This window comes from Corynebacterium sp. HMSC073H12, assembly GCF_001837775.1.
In the GTDB taxonomy this organism is placed as follows: domain Bacteria; phylum Actinomycetota; class Actinomycetes; order Mycobacteriales; family Mycobacteriaceae; genus Corynebacterium; species Corynebacterium amycolatum.
Map to the genome: position 1 here is coordinate 264,000 of NZ_KV834040.1, position 19,762 is coordinate 283,761.

The following is a 19,762-nucleotide window of genomic DNA, read 5'->3' on the forward strand; positions in this document are numbered from 1 at the left end:
AATTTACTTATGCACGCCATAGGCGATTGGAAGATTTCGCCCAGTCTCCGGATCTTCAACCATGAGCGACGAGATTCCAAATGCACGTCGAATCAAAGCCGAATCGAAAGTCTCTCGCGTCGGGCCCTGTTCAACGATGCGTCCATCGCGCATCACAACCACATAGTCGGAGTACTTCGCCGCATGAGCCATGTCATGGACAACCATTACAATCGTCCGCCCTTTACGGTTTAGTTCCTGAACCAAGTCAAGAATCGACAGCTGGTGCGCGGGATCGAGAAAGGTCGTCGGCTCATCGAGAAGCATAATATCGGTGTCCTGAGCCAAGGTCATGGCAATCCACATTCGTTGCCGCTGCCCACCGGACAGCGCCATCGCATCCGTATCAAGGAATTGTTCAATTCCGGTCTGCCGGGCCGCCTGCGTAATCGCCGAGTGATCCTCGGCGCTTAACGACGCAAAAGCTCCCGAATACGGGTAGCGGCCGAAAGCGATGAGCTCGCGAACTGTCATCCCATCCGGAACCACAGGCTGCTGCGGTAGAAAGGACAGGCGCCGGGCGAACTGACGAGCCCCAAATTCGGAGATTCGGCGACCGTCCAGTTCTGCGGCTCCACGTTCAGGTGTCAACTGCCTGCCAAGCACCTTCAGCAGGGTCGATTTTCCACTGCCGTTAGGACCGATAAGAGCCGTAATTTTCCCGTGCGGGATTTTCAGCGTGACATCCTTGACAATCAACTCTGCGCCATAGCCCGCCGACACTTCAGTACAGGTAAGAGAGTCTGTCATAAGTTTCTACTTCCTCTTCACGCTCGTTACTCGATGAACCAGGTAGATGAAATAGGGCGCTCCGACAATTGCAATTAACGCCCCCACGGGAATCTCCGTCGGAGCAAACGCCCAGCGCCCCACAGCATCAGCAGCGACCACCAGAGCTGCACCCGCCACGGCGCCCACGGGAATCTGACGCGCAAGATTCTGCCCCACCAACAGCTTCGCTGCGTGCGGGATAATCAGCCCGACGAATCCCAAGACACCCGCTGCTGCTACCGCCGCGGAGCCGCATGCCACTGCGACCATCAGCGCTAGGATTCGCAGCACGTTAAAACGGCCACCGATACTGACTATCGTTGAATCATCCAGTACCAGGGTGTTGAAGTGGCGCGCGAACACCAATGCCACTGCTGTCCCCACAAAGATGACGGGGGCAACGGTAAGCGCATCCGACATGGTGCGCGCATATAGAGAACCCTTCAGCCAAGTCATCGCGGCACCGGCCTCTGGCGCCACACGCACAAGGAGCAGCTGTGTCACAGCAGCAAGCCCCACAGATACAGCCACGCCTGTCAGCGCCAAACGCGCAGGATCAGCCACTGCCCGACCAGCCGCTGCAAAAACCGTCAATCCCCCGAGAAGGGAACCAACGAACGCGATCGGGGTGAGTGCCAGTGCTGGCAGAGATCCGAAACCGAGAAGTGCGACGACCGCCGCCAGGCCACCTCCAGCAGTAATTCCTAGAGTGTCCGGCGCCGCTAGCGGGTTACGCAATGCGACCTGAAGCAAACTTCCTGCCACGGCCATCCCCACACCCGCCAGCACGCCCACGACTATGCGTGGCATTCTGTAGCGCCAATAGAGATTTTCTCCGGAAAGAAGCCCGGCAATAACGTCGGGAAGCGACTTCTGAACTGCTCCAATCCCCATACCGACTAGGCAAGCCAGCACGAGGAACAATGAACTGACGAGGAGCACTAGGGCAAAGCGACTCTTAGTAACCACGCCTGCGACCTCCCTGACGTGCAGACCTGATCGAACGGATTCCCCATAGCAGCAGCGGAGCGCCTGCAATACCGGTGAGAATGCCTACCGGAGTCTCCGCGGGGGCCCACAGCCACTGCCCCAGGCTATCCGCGATGAGAAGCGTGGCCGAGCCTACGACGGCAGCTGCCACCAGGCTGCGCCTGTGCGTGCGACCCGCTACTCGCTGCGCGACGACAGCCGCAAGCAGCCCCAGAAAACCAATCGGCCCCGCGGCCGCTACACATGTGGCGGTCAGTACTACAGCCCCGACAACTGATCCGACACGCACACGCGCGGGATTCGCACCGATAGACCTACTGACTGCATCACCGGCACCGAGGGCATCTAGGGCACGCCCACCTGCGGCAAAGGCAGGAAAGATGAGCACCAAGGCGATTAGGGCTGGAACCAGGTCCGGCAGGCGAACTCCGGCGAGACGACCATTGAGCCAGGCCAATACGGTAGTCAGCTGAGCTTCATCCAAGACGAGGAAGATTGATGTCAGCGCGCTAAATATGGCCGACACAGCAATGCCCAATAAAACCATCTTTTGAATCGCGTTTGCACCGCCAGATTCTGGGCTAGATCCACGCATACTCAAAGAGATAGTGAATGCTGCCGCCGCGCCACCACCAATTAACGCGCCGGGCAAAAGCAGCGCACCAGTCGCAGACCCAGTTACGAACGCAGTCGCAACAGCGCCAAATGCAGCACCGGAATTAACTCCGGTAATTTGCGGGTCAGCCAGCGGATTGGCAGTTGCGGTACGCAGCAGAACGCCGCCGACACCGAGACTGGCGCCGACGATCACAGCTGCTAAAAGTCGATCACGGGTAAGGCTGCGTAATTCCGGATAGAGCTGCGGGGCATTAGCCGGAGCTGACAGTCCAGATAGTCGGTAGAAACTAATTGCCACGACAGTTACTACACAGATGAGTACGCATGCCCAAAAGGCACGGAATTTCATTAGGAATTGATAATTTGATCCAACATCGCCTCTGCGGCCAGCGGACCGCGGGAGCGTGACCAAGTGTCCTGATCAACGTCAACGATGTTGCTTACGACATCTGCGTACGGGCTGGAACGGAATCCCTCAATATCGTTGTACAGGTACATAACGTCGAGTTTCATTCCCGGGAGCTTGTCACCGGTCAGCTCGGCTACGTCAGTCTTGGACTCGATGGCGGACTTCTCTCCATCGTAGCCGTACTCGTAACCAGCAGCGGTCAGGAGAGAACCTGCGAAGGAGTCCTTGACCCAAGTGTAGAGGGTGTTCTTGGACCAACCAACGACGGCTGCTCGCGTGCCCGGCGCGACCTTCTCCTTTGCCTTTACCACCTTGTCCTCGATGCGGGCGCGGACTTCTGCAGCCTTGTCCTCAGCGCCAATCTTGGTCGCAATGTCATCCATCGCATCGAGCACCTCGGTATAGGAGGTGTCACCGTATGCTTCGGTCGGAGCAATTTCCTTCAGCTGATCCATAATGGATGCCTGCCGTGTCGGGCTTGCCAGAATCAAGTCCGGTTCAAGCGACTGAATGACCTCCAAGTTCGGCTGTTTCGCCTGCCCCACCGATGTAATGCCGTCGAGCTTGCCCTCGAGGGTTTTAGGCGCGGCGGACTTGCCAATCTCTACAATACCGACCGGCTTAACACCAAGTGCGTAAAGAATTTCCTCGTAACGCCAGTCGAGAGCTACTACACGGATAGAGGAAGCGTCTTTCTTCTCTTCTGCCGCAGAGTCACCATTAGATTCCTGCCCATCAGCGCATCCGACCAGGACAAACACCAGGGCGAGACTCATTGCAATAATGGCGGCGAAAAATCGTGCGCGGCGAGGTTCAGCCATGCTCATTCGATTTAAGTAATTTAGCATGACCTAATTTTGCAACCATTGGCTAACCTAACGCAACCACTTATTTTTCACTTTTCATTCGACTAGCCCCGGCCTCTACCCCCGCAGTTGCCTGTTCTCCACAACCCGGCCCGTGTGCCAAGATTGAACTCATGAACGTCTCCACCACACCCCTGCTTGTCGTGGGGCTCGGCAACCCTGGGCCCAAATATGAACTCACCCGTCATAACGTCGGCCATCTGGTGCTAGATGAACTAGCCAGCCGCACTTCTCCGATGCCCTCGTCGTTTAGCGTGCATAAGAAGTCCAACGCTGAGATTGTGCAGACTCGGTTTAAGACCTCCGATGGTGGCGAGCGACAGGTGATTCTGGCTAAGCCCAGGACGTACATGAATCTGTCGGGTGGGCCGATTGCGGCACTGGCCAAGTTCTTCAACGTGGCACCTACCGACGTCGTCGTAGTCCACGATGAGCTGGATCTGGACCCGGGCGGGGTCCGCCTCAAACGTGGCGGTGGCGAAAATGGTCACAATGGCCTGCGCTCGACCACGAAGTCGTTGGGCACGAAGGACTACATACGGGTGCGCATTGGCATTGGCCGACCTCCGGGCCGCCAAGATCCCGCTGACTACGTGCTGCGTAACTTCAATGCCAAGGAGCGCGAGGAACTCGCTTTCACCCTGCCCACCGCGGCGGAGGCAGTGGAGCTAATCGCCAGCCACGGGCTGGAGATTGCTCAGAACCAGGTGCACGGGCGGTAGCAGATAGAGGCAAATGGCAGCAACGAGCCCCCTTCCCTCCCAACTTTCACTGGGATGAGAAAAGGGGGCTATTTTCGCGTTCCCGGGAGCTTCAGTCTTTACAGCTCGTCGGTGTTCGTGCTGCTCGGCGTTTTCGTCGGCGGTTTCGCTCTGTCCACCGAGCGCCTGGCGGTGGGATTCGGGAAGCTGCGGCAGGGCGCCCGTGAGGGCATCAACCAGGTGATGAGGATCAGGCGCCCGGGGAGCTCCCCGTCCGGCACGCCCACGACTCGGCGTAGCGACCGCCCTTCGCCAGCAATTCATCGTGCGTACCCCGTTCTGCGACCGTCCCGTCCTCCGAAAGCACGACGATGAGGTCGGCATCGCGGACGGTGTGCAGGCGATGGGCGACGACGATCACGGTGTGATCGCCGCGCAACGCCTCCATAGTGCCGACGATCGCCCGCTCAGTGGCCGCATCCAGCGAGGATGTCGGCTCGTCGAGAAGCACCACCGGGGAATCCTTCAAAAGCGCTCGGGCGATGGCGAGGCGCTGCCGCTCGCCTCCCGACAGCAGCGTCCCTTCCTCCCCCACCGGGGTATCCCACCCGGAAGGCAGCAGCTCCACGATGCGGTCCACCCCGGAACGCCGGGCGGCCTCACGCAAGCGGTCCCCGTCACCGGGCCCGGAACCGAATTCGGGGTCGGCGAAGACCACGTTGTCCCGCACGGACGCGTCGAAAAGGAACGTCTCCTGGAACACCGGGGTCACCAGCGAGTTCACGCCGTCGGTGCCGATCCGAGGCAAGGGCACCCCGCCGATGAGGATCTCCCCCGAGTCCGGATCATGAAAACGCGACAACAGCCGCATGACTGTCGTCTTGCCCGCCCCCGACGGTCCCACTACGGCAACCAGCGCTCCCTGAGGTGCACGGAAGCTGACGCCGTCGAGAACCTTCTTATCCCCGTACCCGAAGCTCACGCCGCGGAACTCCACGTCATGCCCGTCGGGCGGCTCCGGTGCGGCAGGTTCGGGAAGGGCGGGGATTGCCCGCAGGTCACGCAACGCAGCCAACGTGTTGCGACCCGCACCGAAACCGCCGGACAACGCTCCCGCCGTGGTGATCGGTCCGGTGAACTGGACGACCACGATGAGCATTGGCGCCAAATGCGCCGGCGCCATTCCGCCCGTCGCGGCGACTGCCACGGCGACGATTACCGCCGCCGTGAACACCGCATGGACGACCGAACTCAACCGTCCGATGGCCGCCCCCTGCGTCGAGGTCGCCTTCGCGAACGCATCGTGCTGGGCCCGGATCGCCTCATCCACCATCGCGTCCGCCGCCGAACCGTCGCTCGCGGCGCGAATCGCCTGCTGGCAGCGGGTGAACTCGATCAACCTGCCGGAGACGGTAGCGACGGCGTCAGCATGCGCTTCGTCCGACTCCCCGCCGACCCGGCCAATGGCTCGGTAGGCGAAGAAGATCACCGGCGCCGACGCGACGAGAACCAAACCGACGCGCCAATCCACCGCCAGAATTCCGAAGGCGATGACGGTCGGCGCAACCACCGCGGCGATGACGGGCCGCAGGATCACGTGCGGCACGGACGCCGCAAACGCGATACCCGACGACGCCATCTCCGAAAAGCGGCCGGCCGTGGACTTGGTGACGTACCCGAGTGGCAACGTCAGCACGCGTTCGCCCAGGGAACGCAGCAGGGACGAGAGCACCGCTGCGGAATTCGCCCTGCCCACCGTCCCCGCGGCGAGAGACAGCACCGCATGGGCGGCCGCGAGGCCGGCGATGACGCCGGTGAAACGCCACGCCGTCGCATCATCCCCCTCGGCCAGAGCCGACAGCAGCGGCAGCAGCGCGACGAACGCCGCGCCCTGGGCCAGCGCGGCAAGCGCGGCCAACGCAATGAGCCACGCCAGCGTCATTCTCGAACGCCGATCCGTCATCGACCACAAGTCCCGAATCATCGGTTCCCCGCCTTTTCATCGTCTGATTCAGTGCCCCGCGGGGCGGATGGTTCGTCGTCGAGCGCGAACGCGCGCCACAAATCCCGGTAGCGGCCACCGCGCGCAAGCAACTCGTCGTGGGTACCTGCCTCCGCGACCGCTCCCCCATCGAGAACGAGGATGCGGTCGGCGTTGCGGATCGTGCTCAACCTGTGCGCGATCACAATCACCGTCCGCGAACGGGCCAAACGCTCGATTGCGGACTGGATGAGGGCCTCGGAAGCCGGATCCGCGTAAGCGGTTGCCTCGTCGAAGATAAGCACCGGCGCGTCCGTAACGATCGACCTCGCGATGGCCACGCGCTGCGCCTCGCCACCGGAAAAGGTCACGTCGACGTTGACCACCGAATCCAGGCGCTTCGGCAGCGCCGCGATGACCGTATCGAGGTTGGCGAGCTTCGCGGCCGCCATGATGTCGCCGTCGGTGGCGTCTCTCCTGGCCAGCCGGATGTTCTCCCGCAACGGCAGCGTGAGCAACTGCGGATCCTGGGACACCACCGACACCGAGCGGTGCACGTCGCGCACAGCGATGTCGCGGAGATCAACGCCGCCCAGCAGCACCGAGCCTTCGACGGGGTCGTGGAAACGCGCCAACAACCGGGCGACGGTGGACTTTCCGGAACCGGAGGACCCCACCAACGCCGTGAGGGTCCCCGGTTCGAACGTCGCGGACATCCCGTCGAGGACCCGCGGCCCATCCCCGTAGGAGAAGACCAGGTTCCGGACCTCGAGCGCGCCCCCGCGCGCGGGCACCGGATCGGCGGGCTCGGCGATCGGCGGCGTGCCCAGCACCTCCGCGATGGATTTCAGGGCCGCGATCCCCGCGATGATGGGTTCGGAGTTCATGGCCACCCGCACGATCGCCGCGGAGAGTCCAAGGCCGAGAACCAGCCCGGCGACGAGACCCTCCGGTGTGCCGCCCGCGGCGTCCCGCAGAGCGAGGCCGGCGCCGCACACCACTGCGAGGACCGTGATTGGAGACGTCACCACGTCGATGAGCCCAAGATAGATGTTCGACTGCCGGGACCAGGCGGACCACGCGCGGACGAACGACGACGCCGCGGCATCGTAGCGGCCCGAGCCCTGGTTGGCGCGTCCGAAGGACTTCATCACCGGGATGCCGCGCACCAACTCGATGACCGCGGCCGTCACTCCTTCGGAGGCTCGCTCGTAGTCGCGCTGAAGGCCGGCGCCACGCGACATCATTACGCCCATCAGGGCGAAGGTGACCAGCACCGGGACGACCGCCACCGCCGCGATCCGCCAATCCACCGCGACGAGCGCGATGAGGGAAAGCAGGGGAACCAACACCGCCACCACGGTCTCACCGACGGTGTGGCCCATGAGCTGGTGGACAGCCGCGACGTCCTTCTCAACCGACCCGATGATTCCCGACGAGCGCCGGGCGTCCAGCCAGCCCAGCGGCAACTTCCGGATTTGGGCTACCAGCCGGCGCCGGAGGTGGAGCTGCAGGTCGTTATCCGCCCGGTGCGAGAGCATGCCGGCGGCGCCGTCCGCGACCATGCGCACCGTCGCGGCGACGACGATGACAGCCACGGCCAACCACGTCCGATGCGCCGGGGCCTCCGGGTACGTCATCGCGATGTCGATGATGCCGACCAGCGAAGCGACGGTAGCCACCGACGACAGGGCGGACAACGCGACCACCGCACGCATCCGGGTCCGGATTGGGGCGAGCAGCGACCACGGGCCGACGGTCCCGTCCACGGCGCTCACTTGCCCGCCTCCCCGATCGCGCTCTTCTTCGCGAGAGTGCAGAAGTACACCATGCCGGCGCGTGAGGCTCCGCCCAGCTTCAGCCCGTTGGCTTCGGCTAGGTCCTCGAGCTCGCTGCCCCGGAACACCCGGTGGCCCATCTTCGCCATGACGGCCATGTCGACCCGCTCGTTCACGTCGGGATCCTCGGCGAACGTCTGCACGTAAGCGATGCCGCCGTCGGCGAGCAGCCTGGCGACCCTGCCGAGCGCGGCACCCGCATCCTTCATTTGGTGGAGCGCGCCGCACACCCAGATTTCATCGGCCCCGCCGGGCTCTCCCGCGAGCGGCGCGAGGACGTCGGCGACGTGGAATTCCGTCCGGGCCCCGAGCCCGTCGACGGCGGCGCGTTCGCGGGCGATGCGGATCGCATTGGGCGACAGGTCGTAACCGACGATATTCGCCCTGCGATATCGAGGCTCGGCGGCGAGCATGCGGGCGAGCCACCCGGTTCCACAACCGAGGTCGAGAACCCGGGCCGGCGCATCCGGCCCAGGATCCAGCGCACGGAGCTTCCGATACACGGCGGCGGCGTCCATCGGTTCACGCGCATAGCGGCTGAGGAACCTCGGCTGGACCTTGTCCTCGTAGGCCGCAAGGAGTCTGCGGTTGTTCTGGACGATCTGGGCAATCGACTTCATCTGGTTCTGTCTCCGGGGTGTGTGGGCCGCGTCCGCGCGGCCGTTTCGGGTTAGGTGCTCGGGTTCGCGGGCCGTCGTCGGCGGCGATGCCCCCGTGGACGTGCCCGTCATGCAGACTCCCCCGGCCTCGTTTTCACGGCGATGCCCCACGCCGCGAGCACGGCGATGCCTAAGAACCAGGCCGCGCAGACCACCAGACCCGCAGCCCCGGTGCCGTTGACGGCCTCGCCGGCCGCGGATACGGGGGTGTGCCCGGCGATTCCGCGCAGGAGGGGACGGAAGTGGTCGGCAGGCATGAGCACCGTGTTGACGAACATCGCAACGATGATTAACGGGATGAGGGCCACAGAACCCTGGGGGCTGGTGATGGAGAACGCGATGTACGTGCCGGTGCATGCGGCCGCCGCGGCAACCATCGCGCCGGTCACCGCGATCCTCCACCACCAGGACACCTCCGGGGGGCCGTCGGAAAGCAAGGCGGCCATCGCCGCGACGACGGCCGTCATCGCCATGATCCGGATGAACTCGGCAATGATCCGTGCGGCCGGCACGGCCGCGTACGGTGACGGCATGGTGATTAACCGCTCGTGGAAGCCATTGCTGCGTTCAACGAACACGGTGGACGATCCCGTGATGGCCAGGATGAACGCCCACGCCGTCACGACCAGGATGACCGCGTTCCGGAGTTCGAACTCTCCGGTGAGCTGCCTGACCAGGCCACCGAACATGCGGTTGACGATGAACAGGTACACGAGCGGAGCAATGAACGTCATGAACCAGAAGTCGGGGCGCCGCAGCCAAATGTGGGCGATGCGCCGCAGATGCACGAAGATGGGGCCGATCATGATTCGCTCCTCGAGGTGAACCGGCGGATGAACAGGACGATTCCGGCGACCGCCGCGACACCGAGCCACAGGGCGGCCTCTTCCCCGGCGCGATCCGGGAAGGCGTCCGGGGACGCCGCCCTAATCACCTCGATCACCGGCGAAAAAGGCATGTGGCGCACGACGTCGCGAAGGGAGCCGTCCAAAGCGGTCGCCGGAATGAACGCGGTGGAGAACATGAGCAGCAGCATTTCCAGCGCCTGGATCGATGAGGCCGTCGACACCGGGGCGGGCACCATCAGGATCACCCCGTCCGTGACCAGGGACAGGACCGCCGCGGCGAGCAGCGACCACAGGACAGTCCACGCGACGTCACCGATAGCCATGTCGAGGCCGCAGGACCACGCGACGACCAGCAGCGCCGCGATCGACGCGGACATCCGCAGCACATCGGTGGCGAGCCTGCCGGCGACATAGCCGCCTGTGGCCCCGGGCAACACGCGCACGCGGTCAACGAGCCCGGACTCGACGTCCTGTCCCACCGCCATCGCCGACGCCGCGGCGGTGAACATCGCCGCCTGGAACAGGCAGCCGCCGAGCACGAAACGCAGGTACCCGAAGCCGGATTGCCCCGCCGAGTACCCAAACACCGCGTACAGGCACAGCAGGAAGAGCGGCGGAACTACGAACATGGAGATCAGCGACGCGGTGTTGCGTCGCAACAGCAGCAGATCCCGACGGAGAAACGCCGCGACCGACGTCGCACTCATCGCGCCGCACCCCCTGCGTTCATCGATATGAACACCTCGTTGAGGGTGGGCGGCGACACGCTCAGCGAATCCGGCGACGCTTCCGAGGCCTCCATCGCCTGCGCCACCGCCTCGAGGACCCGCGGTCCGGGGTCGACGTCGAGGGACACCGACTTCCCCGCGACGCGGGCGCCGTCCAGGCACGTTCCCCCGAGGCAGCGGGCGAACGCCTCCGCCTCGGCGGCGGTGGCAAAGGACACGCGAAGCACGTGCGACCCGAAGTCGCGGCGCAATTCCTCCGGCGTTCCGCTGGCGACGATGCGGCGATCCTTGAGCAGATGGACGTGGTCTGCCAGCGCCTCCGCCTCTTCCAGGTACTGGGTGGTCAGCACCAGGGTCATTCCGTCGTCCCGCAGTTGCCGGATGAAGCCCCACAGCTCTTCGCGGCTGACCGGGTCCAGCCCCGTCGTGGGTTCGTCGAGGAACAGCAGCCTGGGCACGACGCACAGCGACGCGGCGATGTCGAGGCGGCGCCGCATGCCACCCGAATAGGCCGACGCCAGCGTCGAGGCACTGTCCGCGAGCGAGAATTGCGCGAGCAGTTCCGTCGCGCGGGCGGCCGCGGCGGCGCGGTCGAGTCCGCGCAGCCGCCCGAAGAACTCCAGGTTCTCCCGGCCGGTGAGGTTCTCGTCGATCGCCGCGAATTGGCCGGTGGTGGCAATGTCAGCGCGCACGCCCGCCGGGTCCTCTTTCACATCGCGCGAGAAGATGCTCACCTCGCCGGAGTCGGCGGTGATGAGCGTCGACAGGATTCGGATGAGGGTGGTCTTGCCTGCACCGTTGTGGCCGAGGAACGACACGATCGCCCCGGTGGGCACGGTGAAACTCACGCCGTCGAGCACATGCTTGCGCATCCGGGCACCGCGCTTTCCCTTGCGGCCGCCGTCCGGCGGGGCACCTGCCCCGCCTTCGGGCGGGGTGCCCGCTTTGCCCGCAATCGGGTAGCTCTTCGTGAGGTCGCGGACGACAATCGCCGCACCTCGTTCAGCTTGATCCGTCATCGTTTCCCCTTTCCTTTGGTATCGCAGTGGGCCGCTGTCGGCAGCGGGCCCGTGGTCGGGTTGTCATGCGGCACCTCGATATGGATGCCCGCATCGCGGGCGAAGGCGAGGACCGGTTCGAGGAGCCGGGGGTGGCCGACGAGATCCCGGCACCCCGGCGCGACCGGCTTCCCCGCGACCGCCACAACGGTGGCGGCAGCAATCGCCGCGGTCATTTTGTAGGAACCCGGGCCGGTCGCCCGGACGACGGTCGTCTCGGCCGGTGCCTGGTCACGGCCTCGAACCACCTCGGGGGATCGGCGACCACCTCGGAAACCGGCAGCAACACCTGGTCGTAACCACGAAAAAGGGCGTAGACGTGGAAGCCGATCAGCGAAAGGTTGTGGGGCAAAGGTAGCCACGTGAGCATCTTGTTCTCGTACCGGTGTGCGTGGCGTGGGATCGTCGCGCGCAGACCGTTCAGCACGGACTCGTTGGTTACGATGACGCCCTTTGGCGATCCCGTGGAGCCGGACGAAAACTGGATAAGGGCTTCGCCGGCCGTCCCACCTCGCACCGGGAACGCGGGGACCGCCCCGGAGCCATCCCCGGAATCCACGTCCCCCGCCTGAGAGAAGTCCGATTCAGCATCACCCGGCATCGCCGCACCCGGTTCCGCGGCAGCGTCATTGACGATGGACACGTCGAGCAGCCGGTCCTCGCCCACGACCACGGCACCGTTTGCGCCGGTGAGCAGCGTGTGACTGCGTTCGTCGACCAGGATCGGGGCCCCGGGCATCATGTCCGAGAGCGTCCGCACCCTGTCGACGTCAACCGGGCCCGCCACCGCCTCCGCATGGACCCGGCCATACGGGACGAAGACGTCCCGCCGATTCTCGACGAAGGTGATCCCCTTTTTCGTCTCATCGGCCTTGTCCCGAAGCACGTCGCTGATGGTCCGGATCGTGTTCATTGGTACCTCTTTCGGTTGTCGGCGCCATGCCGGTGCCGGGCGGACCGGGCCGCATGGCGTGACCCGGCGGATGTGTCTGAAGGGTTGAAAGGGTGACGAAACTGGGTGGGGCGCGTCTCCGCACAAGCTCGGAAACGCTCGCGGGCCCGGGACCCGCCGGTTCCGGGTGCCCGTCAAGTCACTGCGGACACCAGGGCGGCGACGAAGGCCGCGGCGGACGCTGCGGCCACGAACCCGTCACGCACTCGCCAGGGGTAATCGGTGCGGAAGGTGCGCCGCGGATGGCGGCCGAAGTTGCGCATCGCCAGGGTCAGGGACAGCTTTTCGGCGCAGCGCACGGCGCTGACGAACAGGGGAAAGGCGATGCGCGCGGGCGTCGTCGCGCGGATGAAGCCGGAGCGGAAAGACTGCCCCGGTCGCATTGAGCGCAATCTAATCGCCCATGTCAGATGGGGGATTTCGCTGCGCAGGAACGCCGCGATGCTCACCCCGGAAATCGCTATGGTGCACCATGTGTAGGGCACCCGGAGGCGTTGCACCATGGCGTCGAAAAGCTCCTCGACGCGCATGCACGCGGAGACCAGGACCGTCCCCGCAAACACGGCCGTCAGCAGCAGTCCGTGATGGATGCCGTGGCGGACAGCCTCCGCCGGATCCCCACCGCCGTAGAACTCGGAGCGCCACCCGAGCAGGCCGAAGAACACCCCGATCAACAGGACGAGGAGGACCTTCCCCGCCGTCGCCCGAACGTCGCGTTCCGCGATCGCAGCGAGTGCGAGGAACGCCACCCCAGTCAGAGCGAGAACGGCGTCTCCGCCGGAGAGCAGCCCGGCGACGAGGACGAGCATCACCGCCGCGACAATCGTGATGGCGTTCAACCCCGCGCGCCTTCGAGCGGCGGATCCACTGGTCCAGGGGCTTTCGTCCAAGGACGTCCGTGCGCCGGCCGCGGGCAGTGCGCGATCCCGCCGGGACGACTCAGGGGAAGCCGGCACGTCGGCTGCGGGACCGGACCAGGCGACCTTCCCTTCGGCGACGATGCTCGCCCGATCCGCCCACGTTCGCGCGGCACGGCGGTCGTGGCACGTGAACACAACGGTTCCGCCGGCCCCGGCGTATTCCGCTAGGGCATCCAGTACGATGCGCGAGCTCGGCGAATCCAGGTGCGCCAACGGCTCGTCGAGAAGCAGCAAACGGCGATTGGCTGCCACCGCCAGGAAGATGCCCAACCGTCTTTTCTGTCCGCCCGACAGGACGAACGGCGAGACGGGGTCAAGTGCCCGGGGGCACAGGGCTTCCCGCAGTTTCCGCAGCTCATCGGTGCCGAGTGGTCCGTGCGGGTCCGTGCCGGCCAGCGCGGAGTCGATTTCCGCAGCGACGGTCGCGCGGGTGAACTGGTGCTCGGGGTTCTGGAACGCCAACGACGCGAAGGCGTCGGGGACGCGCCGGGCGGACGCGCCGTCAATCCGGAGGTCCGCTCCCGCCTTCATCTGGCCCGACAGCACCGCCAGCAAGGTGGACTTACCGGCTCCGTTGGCACCGACTAGGGCATGAATCTCGCCCCGTTCCAGTGTCAGATCGGCCCCGTTCAGGATCCTCTCCCCGCCTCGGGCCACGTGGGTTCCGGTCAAGGCCAGCAGTGGAACGGCATCCGCCTCTGATTCCGGATCGGGACGGTCCGGCGCCCCCGTGCCCGGCGTACTGGCGTCCGGCGTTCCGGCGGTCGCGGCCGTCGTCGCAATGCCCTTCACCGCGATGCCATCCGGCGCTCCGTGGGCGGCGACGCTCCCGTCCGCATCGAGGATTGTCACCGTGTCGACCCACCCGTCGAACGGGCGGAGGTCGTGCTCGATGAGCAGGATGACGCGCCCCGGGGCCCGCAAATCACGGATGGCGGCGAACAGCGACCGGCGACCGTCCTCGTCGACGTGGGCCGCGGGCTCGTCGAAGATCATGACCTCCGGCGCCCTGGCCACCGCACCGGCGATGGCCATCCGCTGGCGTTGCCCGCCCGACAAAGCCCACGGATCCTTCTCCGCGAGCTCTGACAGCCCGAGCTCCGATAGAGCCTCGGCTGATCGCTTGGCGACGATACCGGCTTCCACGAGGGAAAACTCGAGGGCCATGGCCACGTCATCGACGACTCGGAGCGTGAGCACCTGCGTCGCCGGGTCTTGCCCAACGAGGGTGACCCGGTCCCCGTCCACGGGGCGTTCGGTGCCGTCGGCATCGATGATGTGCACGAATCCGGCATGGTCGATGGGGATGTGCGAGGGGATCAGTCCAGCGATGAGGTGGGCCAGGCTCGTCTTTCCGCATCCCACGGGTCCCGTGATGGCGTTGATCGTGCCGAAATCGAAGGAGAGATCCACCATGTCGGGTGCCCATCGCCCATCGGCGTGCCGCACGCCCGCGCCCCTAACCCGTAACCGGGACGGGGCCGTCCCGCGTGTCGCACCGGCGCACGCGGGTGCTCCGCCGGTCACCGGGTGACCCCGCGGCTGCGAAGCCCCTTTGCGACGGCAAAGCCCAGGACCAAAAACACCAAGCTCGATGCCAAGGCTACGGCGAAGCTGATCAGGGTCATGGGCGTGGTCGGCGAGTCGACGCCGACTGCGCGCGGGGCCATCGTTCCCATCAGCGCGGAGAACAACATCGCCGAGGCCACGAACTGGGGACGCGTCCACCGCCGGTACAGGGTGACCATGAACGGAAGCTCGATGAGCAATCCTTCCATAATCAGCGCCCCGATTGCGGCGACGCCGAACGGGGTGGTCGCCGCGGACACGACGCCCATGGCAAGGCACGCGATGAGGCTCGCGCCAAGCTTGCGGACGACGATGAGGGGAACAACGCACTGCAGGAACCACAACCCGAGCGTCGCCGCGACGAGATAAACGTGGGCGATGCCGGCGAACACCTGCAGGTAGGTCAGGGGCACGATGATGAGAGACCCCGCAACGCCGATCGCGGCGGCGACGAGCATGTCGCGGGTGGATGGTCGGCCACCCGCTGCGACCGGTGCGACGTGCACCAACCGCCCGTCATCCGTCTGCGACGCCACCGCGTCCCCGACTCCCTCTCCGGAGAGGGGCTCTCCGGTCGATCCACGTTTTCCGTTCATCGTCGCCGCCTCGCTTCCGTTGCCGGTTCCCGATCGGGAACACCACCTAAAACAGCATTAGGTTAGGCAATGCTTATCGCCTTACGCAAGGCTCAATTCACTGAAATTACCCCCTCCCCCGTTACCACGATGGTGCCCCCTCACGGGGCGCGGTCACCGTGCCCGGTATGGCTTATCTGCGTGAACATTTCCATAATCCGGGGATATTGCCACCGGACACCGGGGACAACCGCTGACAGCTAATAGGGCCACGGACCAAACAGAGGTCTCGTCGTAACGTGGGTGCCTGCAACGGATATCCAAGACACCGGCGACCAGCCGCAACAGAAGGGCACCACCATGGAACCGTCCACAACACCCGACATCATCATCGGCCTCGACGTCGGCAAAACCGGCCACCATGCCTGCGCGCTGACCAACACCGGCGAGAGAATTTACGACAAACCACTGCCCCAAGACGAAGCCGCACGGCGCGAAATCTTCGCGTCCATGCAGGCCCACGGCAGCGTTCTCATGGTCGTCGATCAACCCAACACCATCGGCGCCCTGCCCATCGCCGTGGCCCGCGACTGCGGCTGCACGGTCGGAGACCTCCCCGACCTAGCCATACGAAAAGCAGCCGATCTCTACCCTGGACGATCAAAAACCGACCGCCGGGATGCATTCATCATCGCCGACACCGCCCGCACCATGCCGCACACACTGCGGGCAGTCGACCGCGACGACGAGACACTAGCAGCGCTGAAGACGCTCGCCGGATTCCACGACGACATCACCAAAGACGCCACCCGAACGAAAAACAGCCTTCGCAGCGTGCTCACACAGATTCACCCCGCACTCGAGCGCGTCTTTGCAGGCGAGATTCTCTCGCGCACGCTGGGTGCTGGACTCGCTCATCCACTACGAAGGTCCGACAAAACTGACCGCCGCAGGTCGAGGCCGGATCCTGAAGTGGATACGCAACCGCGCCAAGAAGGACCCTGCTGCCCTGGTTGACGCAATTTTCGCTGCCCTTGCCGAGCAAACTGTCACGGTACCCGGCACTGCGGCAGCAGAATTGGTCATTTCCCAGCTGGCGGCGAACATCAAAGCGCTTCAAGCACAGCGCGACACGATCGCCGGGCAAGTCGAGGAGATGCTCGAATCGTTCCCTCTTGCCCAGGTCTTGATGTCGATGCCCGGCGTAGGCATCACGACTGCCTCTAACATCTTGTTGTCCATCGGCGATTGCCAGGACTTCGCCGATGCCGCGCACTTGGCCGCTTACGCCGGCATCGCGCCGACCACCCGGCAGTCGGGTACGTCGGTCCGCGGCGAGTTTCCCACCAGGGCCGGCAATAAACAGTTGAAAAACGCGATGTTTCGATCGGCGTGGATCGCGTCGAACTGCCATCCCGCATCGCGCGACTACTACCTGCGTAAACGGGGTGAAGGACAGAAGCACAATGCCGCGGTGATGTGGCTTGCCCGGAGCCGCTGCAACGTCATCTATCCCCTACCGCCCCGGCCCATGCATCCGCGCCGAAGCCGCGCAGAACCACGTCCACCAGCGGTAGGCGATAGCGGCCTCCCGCACCGAAAGCTCCGTCCCCCCCCCTCCCCTGCCCCTCCCCATCGCCTCAACCCCCGTGGTTTAGGAGGGGGAAGAGGGCGTTCGAGGGCTCAACAGCTCAAGCCCAGGACCGCCGACTTACAGCTCGTCGATGTGCTTGCGCTTCGGGTAGACGCGCGGGCGAGCACCGGCAATCTCCTCAGCAATGCGGATGACCTGGTTGGAGTAACCGAACTCGTTGTCGTACCAGACGTAGAGCACTAGGTGCTTACCGTTGGCGATGGTAGCCAGACCATCGACGATGCCAGCGTGGGTGGAACCAACGAAGTCGGTGGAGACCACTTCTGGTGAGTGGATGTAGTCAATCTGCTGGCGCAGGACGGACTTCAGGGAAACTTCGCGCAGGTAGTTGTTAACCTCGTCGCGGTCGACCTCAGTGTCCAGAGTCAGGTTCAGCACCGCCATGGAAACGTCCGGGGTGGGAACGCGGATGGCGTTACCGGTCAGCTTGCCCTCAAACTCCGGCAGAGCCTTGGCGACGGCCTTTGCGGCACCAGTCTCAGTGAGAACCATGTTCAGGGTGGCTGCGCGACCACGGCGGGAACCCTTGTGGAAGTTGTCAATCAGGTTCTGGTCATTGGTGAAGGAGTGAACAGTCTCGACGTGACCGAACTCGACGCCCCACTTGTCATTGACGACCTTCAGCACCGGGGTGATGCCGTTGGTAGTACAGGAAGCTGCCGACAAAATATTGTCAGAGTCCTCGATGATGCTGTGGTTAATTCCGTAGACGATGTTCTTTACATCGCCCTTGCCCGGCGCGGTGAGCAGAACCTTGGAAACCCCCTTGGACTGAAGGTGCTGCGACAGTCCCTCACGGTCACGCCAACGACCGGTGTTGTCAATGACAATCGCATCGTTAATGTCGTAGGCGGTGTAGTCAACAGTTGCCGGGTCGTTGGAGTAAATGACCTGGATCGGGGTGCCGTTTGCCCAAATAATGTTGTTTTCGCGGTCAACCGAGATGGTGCCGTCGAATGCACCGTGGACGGAGTCACGGCGCAGCAGCGAAGCACGCTTGACGATGTCGTCCTCACCATTCTGGCGAACCACAATCGCGCGCAGGCGCGGGCCGTTGAACAGTGCCTCACGAGCCAGCAGAATGCGGGCCAGCAGACGACCGATGCGTCCGAAACCGTAGAGGACAATGTCGGTCTTCGGGGTTTGTGTCCCGGCACCGATAACGTCGGCAAGCTCCCGCTCGAGGAATGCGCGCAGGTCGCCGCCTTCCTCTTCGAAGCTGGTAGCCAGGGCGCCCAGGTCGATGGAGGCGGTGCCGAGATCCATCTTCACCAGTTCCTGCAGAATCGGCAGAGTCTGGCTCAGAGGCAGCTCCTGCGAGGTAATGCGACGGGCGTAGCGGTGCGACTTAATGATGCCGGTCTCGGTGACGTTTTCCAGTCGGCGGCCGAAGATTGAAGTCACGACATCGTTGTTGCGTCGCAGCTGTCCCAGGAGGGGGATCATCTGCTCTGCAAGGCTGATGCGCTCATTCCAGTCATTGCGCTTGATGGGGGCCGAATCCGACATAAATCCTCCTGGCTTAAATGAATTTGAGTTCCCCCTCAAAATACCCCGCACACGCTATTCACCGGCTATCACCCTCAACTGGGTACCCCGTATTGTGGCCCAGCTTTCACCCAATCGGGGGAGGCGCTGGGAGGCGACCTGAGGAAGAAAAGTGAACCCTACTTACCCGTTAGAATTAAAGCCATGACGGAACCCCTGGATATCCAGCAGCAATCTCCCGCCCAGCCGCCATACCGCCTTGTAGTCACGGATATGGACGGGACTCTATTAAATGAAGACAAGGAAATCCCGGATTCCTTTTGGCCGGTAGTCACCGAACTGCTCGACTGCGGTGTCCACTTCGCTCCCGCGTCGGGCCGCCAGTACGCCACTCTGGCTGACCAGTTCGCCCCCATTGCACACCGCATCCCCATCATTGCGGAAAACGGCAACTATGTCGCGGATGCGGGCGAGGTGGTCTCGGTTACCAGTATCGACCACGACATCGTCACCCAGTTGGTACACGCGATCCGCCAGTTCAACGACAACCGCGTGGCAGCGGGGCGCACTCCTCTATCGGTTATCATCTGCGGTGCTGCCAGCGCATACGTGGAGTTTTTCCCGCCACATTTCAATATTCCGGAGGAAGTTCAGCAGCTGCAGTTCAACGAGGCCGCCAAGTACTACTTGAAGCTACAGAAGGTCGATGATGTCATCGTCGCTGCCGCCGAGGACGGCATCGTCAAAATTGCCGCTTTCGATCCTTACTCCGTCGAGGAGGAATCCGCCGATTACCTGCGTTCCCAGAGCTCGCACCTGCGCGCGGTAGTCTCCGGTGCGCATTGGGTCGATCTCATTGATGCCAACACCAACAAGGGCACCGCACTCGCCGCCCTGCAGGAGGCCCTCGGTGTCTCTCCTGCCGAAACTGTCTGCTTTGTTGACTACCTGAATGACCTCGAGCTCATCGACTACGCAGGTCGCTCGTTTGCGATGTCCAATGGGCACCCTGAAATCAAGCGTCGCGCAACCGACATCGCGCCGTCGAATGCGGAGGAAGGCGTCATCACGACGCTGCGCGAACTGTTCAACCTCTAA

17 protein-coding genes and 1 pseudogene are annotated in these 19,762 nt (G+C 64.1%); 3 read left to right on the forward strand and 15 right to left on the reverse strand.

The features are described from left to right. Positions 1-3: 3 nt before the first annotated feature. The 4 genes from HMPREF2708_RS09860 to HMPREF2708_RS09875 are packed head-to-tail and all read right to left on the reverse strand — an operon-like array spanning position 4 to position 3,648. On the reverse strand, positions 4-789 hold the full coding sequence (locus tag HMPREF2708_RS09860) for an ABC transporter ATP-binding protein (protein WP_048759789.1): 786 nt from the start codon (positions 787-789) through the stop codon (positions 4-6). Positions 790-795: 6 nt separating this feature from the next. Next, entirely contained in the window at positions 796-1,779 is a 984-nt protein-coding gene (locus tag HMPREF2708_RS09865; protein ID WP_048759791.1) for a FecCD family ABC transporter permease, read from the reverse strand. Then, positions 1,769-2,767 carry a FecCD family ABC transporter permease gene (locus HMPREF2708_RS09870; RefSeq protein ID WP_070834099.1) on the reverse strand — a complete coding sequence of 333 codons (999 nt, stop codon included), beginning with the start codon at positions 2,765-2,767 and terminating at the stop codon, positions 1,769-1,771. The genes HMPREF2708_RS09865 and HMPREF2708_RS09870 overlap by 11 nt, the downstream gene beginning before the upstream one ends. Beyond that, positions 2,767-3,648, reverse strand: coding sequence for an ABC transporter substrate-binding protein (locus HMPREF2708_RS09875; RefSeq protein WP_141762945.1), 882 nt, complete (start codon positions 3,646-3,648; stop codon positions 2,767-2,769). Before HMPREF2708_RS09875 ends, HMPREF2708_RS09870 begins: the two co-directional genes overlap by 1 nt. A 158-nt stretch (positions 3,649-3,806) precedes the next feature. Here HMPREF2708_RS09875 and pth point away from each other — a divergent pair, with 158 nt between their 5' ends. After that, positions 3,807-4,415, forward strand: coding sequence for an aminoacyl-tRNA hydrolase (gene pth, locus HMPREF2708_RS09880; RefSeq protein ID WP_070834101.1), 609 nt, complete (start codon positions 3,807-3,809; stop codon positions 4,413-4,415). Positions 4,416-4,644: 229 nt separating this feature from the next. On the opposite strand, the gene HMPREF2708_RS09885 is transcribed toward pth, so the two are convergent. From HMPREF2708_RS09885 to HMPREF2708_RS09930, 10 genes are all read right to left on the reverse strand, one after another. Then, positions 4,645-6,378, reverse strand: coding sequence for an ABC transporter ATP-binding protein (locus tag HMPREF2708_RS09885; protein WP_070834102.1), 1,734 nt, complete (start codon positions 6,376-6,378; stop codon positions 4,645-4,647). Further along, positions 6,375-8,153 (reverse strand): ABC transporter ATP-binding protein, encoded by a 1,779-nt coding sequence (locus tag HMPREF2708_RS09890; RefSeq protein ID WP_070834103.1) that lies wholly within the window; start codon positions 8,151-8,153, stop codon positions 6,375-6,377. Before HMPREF2708_RS09890 ends, HMPREF2708_RS09885 begins: the two co-directional genes overlap by 4 nt. Further along, positions 8,150-8,833 carry an SAM-dependent methyltransferase gene (locus HMPREF2708_RS09895; RefSeq protein ID WP_070834252.1) on the reverse strand — a complete coding sequence of 228 codons (684 nt, stop codon included), beginning with the start codon at positions 8,831-8,833 and terminating at the stop codon, positions 8,150-8,152. Before HMPREF2708_RS09895 ends, HMPREF2708_RS09890 begins: the two co-directional genes overlap by 4 nt. 107 nt (positions 8,834-8,940) lie before the next feature. Next, positions 8,941-9,678, reverse strand: coding sequence for an ABC transporter permease (locus HMPREF2708_RS09900; RefSeq protein WP_070834104.1), 738 nt, complete (start codon positions 9,676-9,678; stop codon positions 8,941-8,943). Next, positions 9,675-10,427, reverse strand: coding sequence for an ABC transporter permease (locus tag HMPREF2708_RS09905; protein ID WP_070438218.1), 753 nt, complete (start codon positions 10,425-10,427; stop codon positions 9,675-9,677). Before HMPREF2708_RS09905 ends, HMPREF2708_RS09900 begins: the two co-directional genes overlap by 4 nt. Further along, the gene (locus tag HMPREF2708_RS09910) at positions 10,424-11,467 is read right to left on the reverse strand and encodes an ABC transporter ATP-binding protein (RefSeq protein ID WP_049189759.1); all 1,044 of its coding nucleotides are present in this window, start codon (positions 11,465-11,467) and stop codon (positions 10,424-10,426) included. The genes HMPREF2708_RS09905 and HMPREF2708_RS09910 overlap by 4 nt, the downstream gene beginning before the upstream one ends. Further along, positions 11,464-11,682, reverse strand: coding sequence for a hypothetical protein (locus HMPREF2708_RS09915; protein WP_224783744.1), 219 nt, complete (start codon positions 11,680-11,682; stop codon positions 11,464-11,466). The genes HMPREF2708_RS09910 and HMPREF2708_RS09915 overlap by 4 nt, the downstream gene beginning before the upstream one ends. Then, on the reverse strand, positions 11,679-12,419 hold the full coding sequence (locus HMPREF2708_RS09920) for an AMP-binding protein (RefSeq protein WP_070834105.1): 741 nt from the start codon (positions 12,417-12,419) through the stop codon (positions 11,679-11,681). Before HMPREF2708_RS09920 ends, HMPREF2708_RS09915 begins: the two co-directional genes overlap by 4 nt. A 173-nt stretch (positions 12,420-12,592) precedes the next feature. Then, positions 12,593-14,794, reverse strand: coding sequence for an ATP-binding cassette domain-containing protein (locus HMPREF2708_RS09925; RefSeq protein WP_246840406.1), 2,202 nt, complete (start codon positions 14,792-14,794; stop codon positions 12,593-12,595). Positions 14,795-14,901: 107 nt separating this feature from the next. Beyond that, a complete protein-coding gene (locus HMPREF2708_RS09930; RefSeq protein ID WP_224783742.1) occupies positions 14,902-15,483 on the reverse strand; it encodes an ECF transporter S component in 582 nt (193 codons plus the stop codon). A gap of 399 nt (positions 15,484-15,882) precedes the next feature. Here HMPREF2708_RS09930 and HMPREF2708_RS09935 point away from each other — a divergent pair. Then, a pseudogene (locus tag HMPREF2708_RS09935) lies at positions 15,883-17,041 on the forward strand (IS110 family transposase); the annotation flags it as partial. Positions 17,042-17,233: 192 nt separating this feature from the next. On the opposite strand, the gene HMPREF2708_RS09940 reads toward HMPREF2708_RS09935, so the two are convergent. Then, positions 17,234-18,685, reverse strand: coding sequence for a glyceraldehyde-3-phosphate dehydrogenase (locus HMPREF2708_RS09940; RefSeq protein ID WP_070605758.1), 1,452 nt, complete (start codon positions 18,683-18,685; stop codon positions 17,234-17,236). 183 nt (positions 18,686-18,868) lie between these two features. Between HMPREF2708_RS09940 and HMPREF2708_RS09945 the strand changes: the two genes are divergently transcribed. Then, positions 18,869-19,762, forward strand: a complete 894-nt coding sequence (locus HMPREF2708_RS09945; RefSeq protein ID WP_070834107.1) for a Cof-type HAD-IIB family hydrolase — start codon at positions 18,869-18,871, stop codon at positions 19,760-19,762.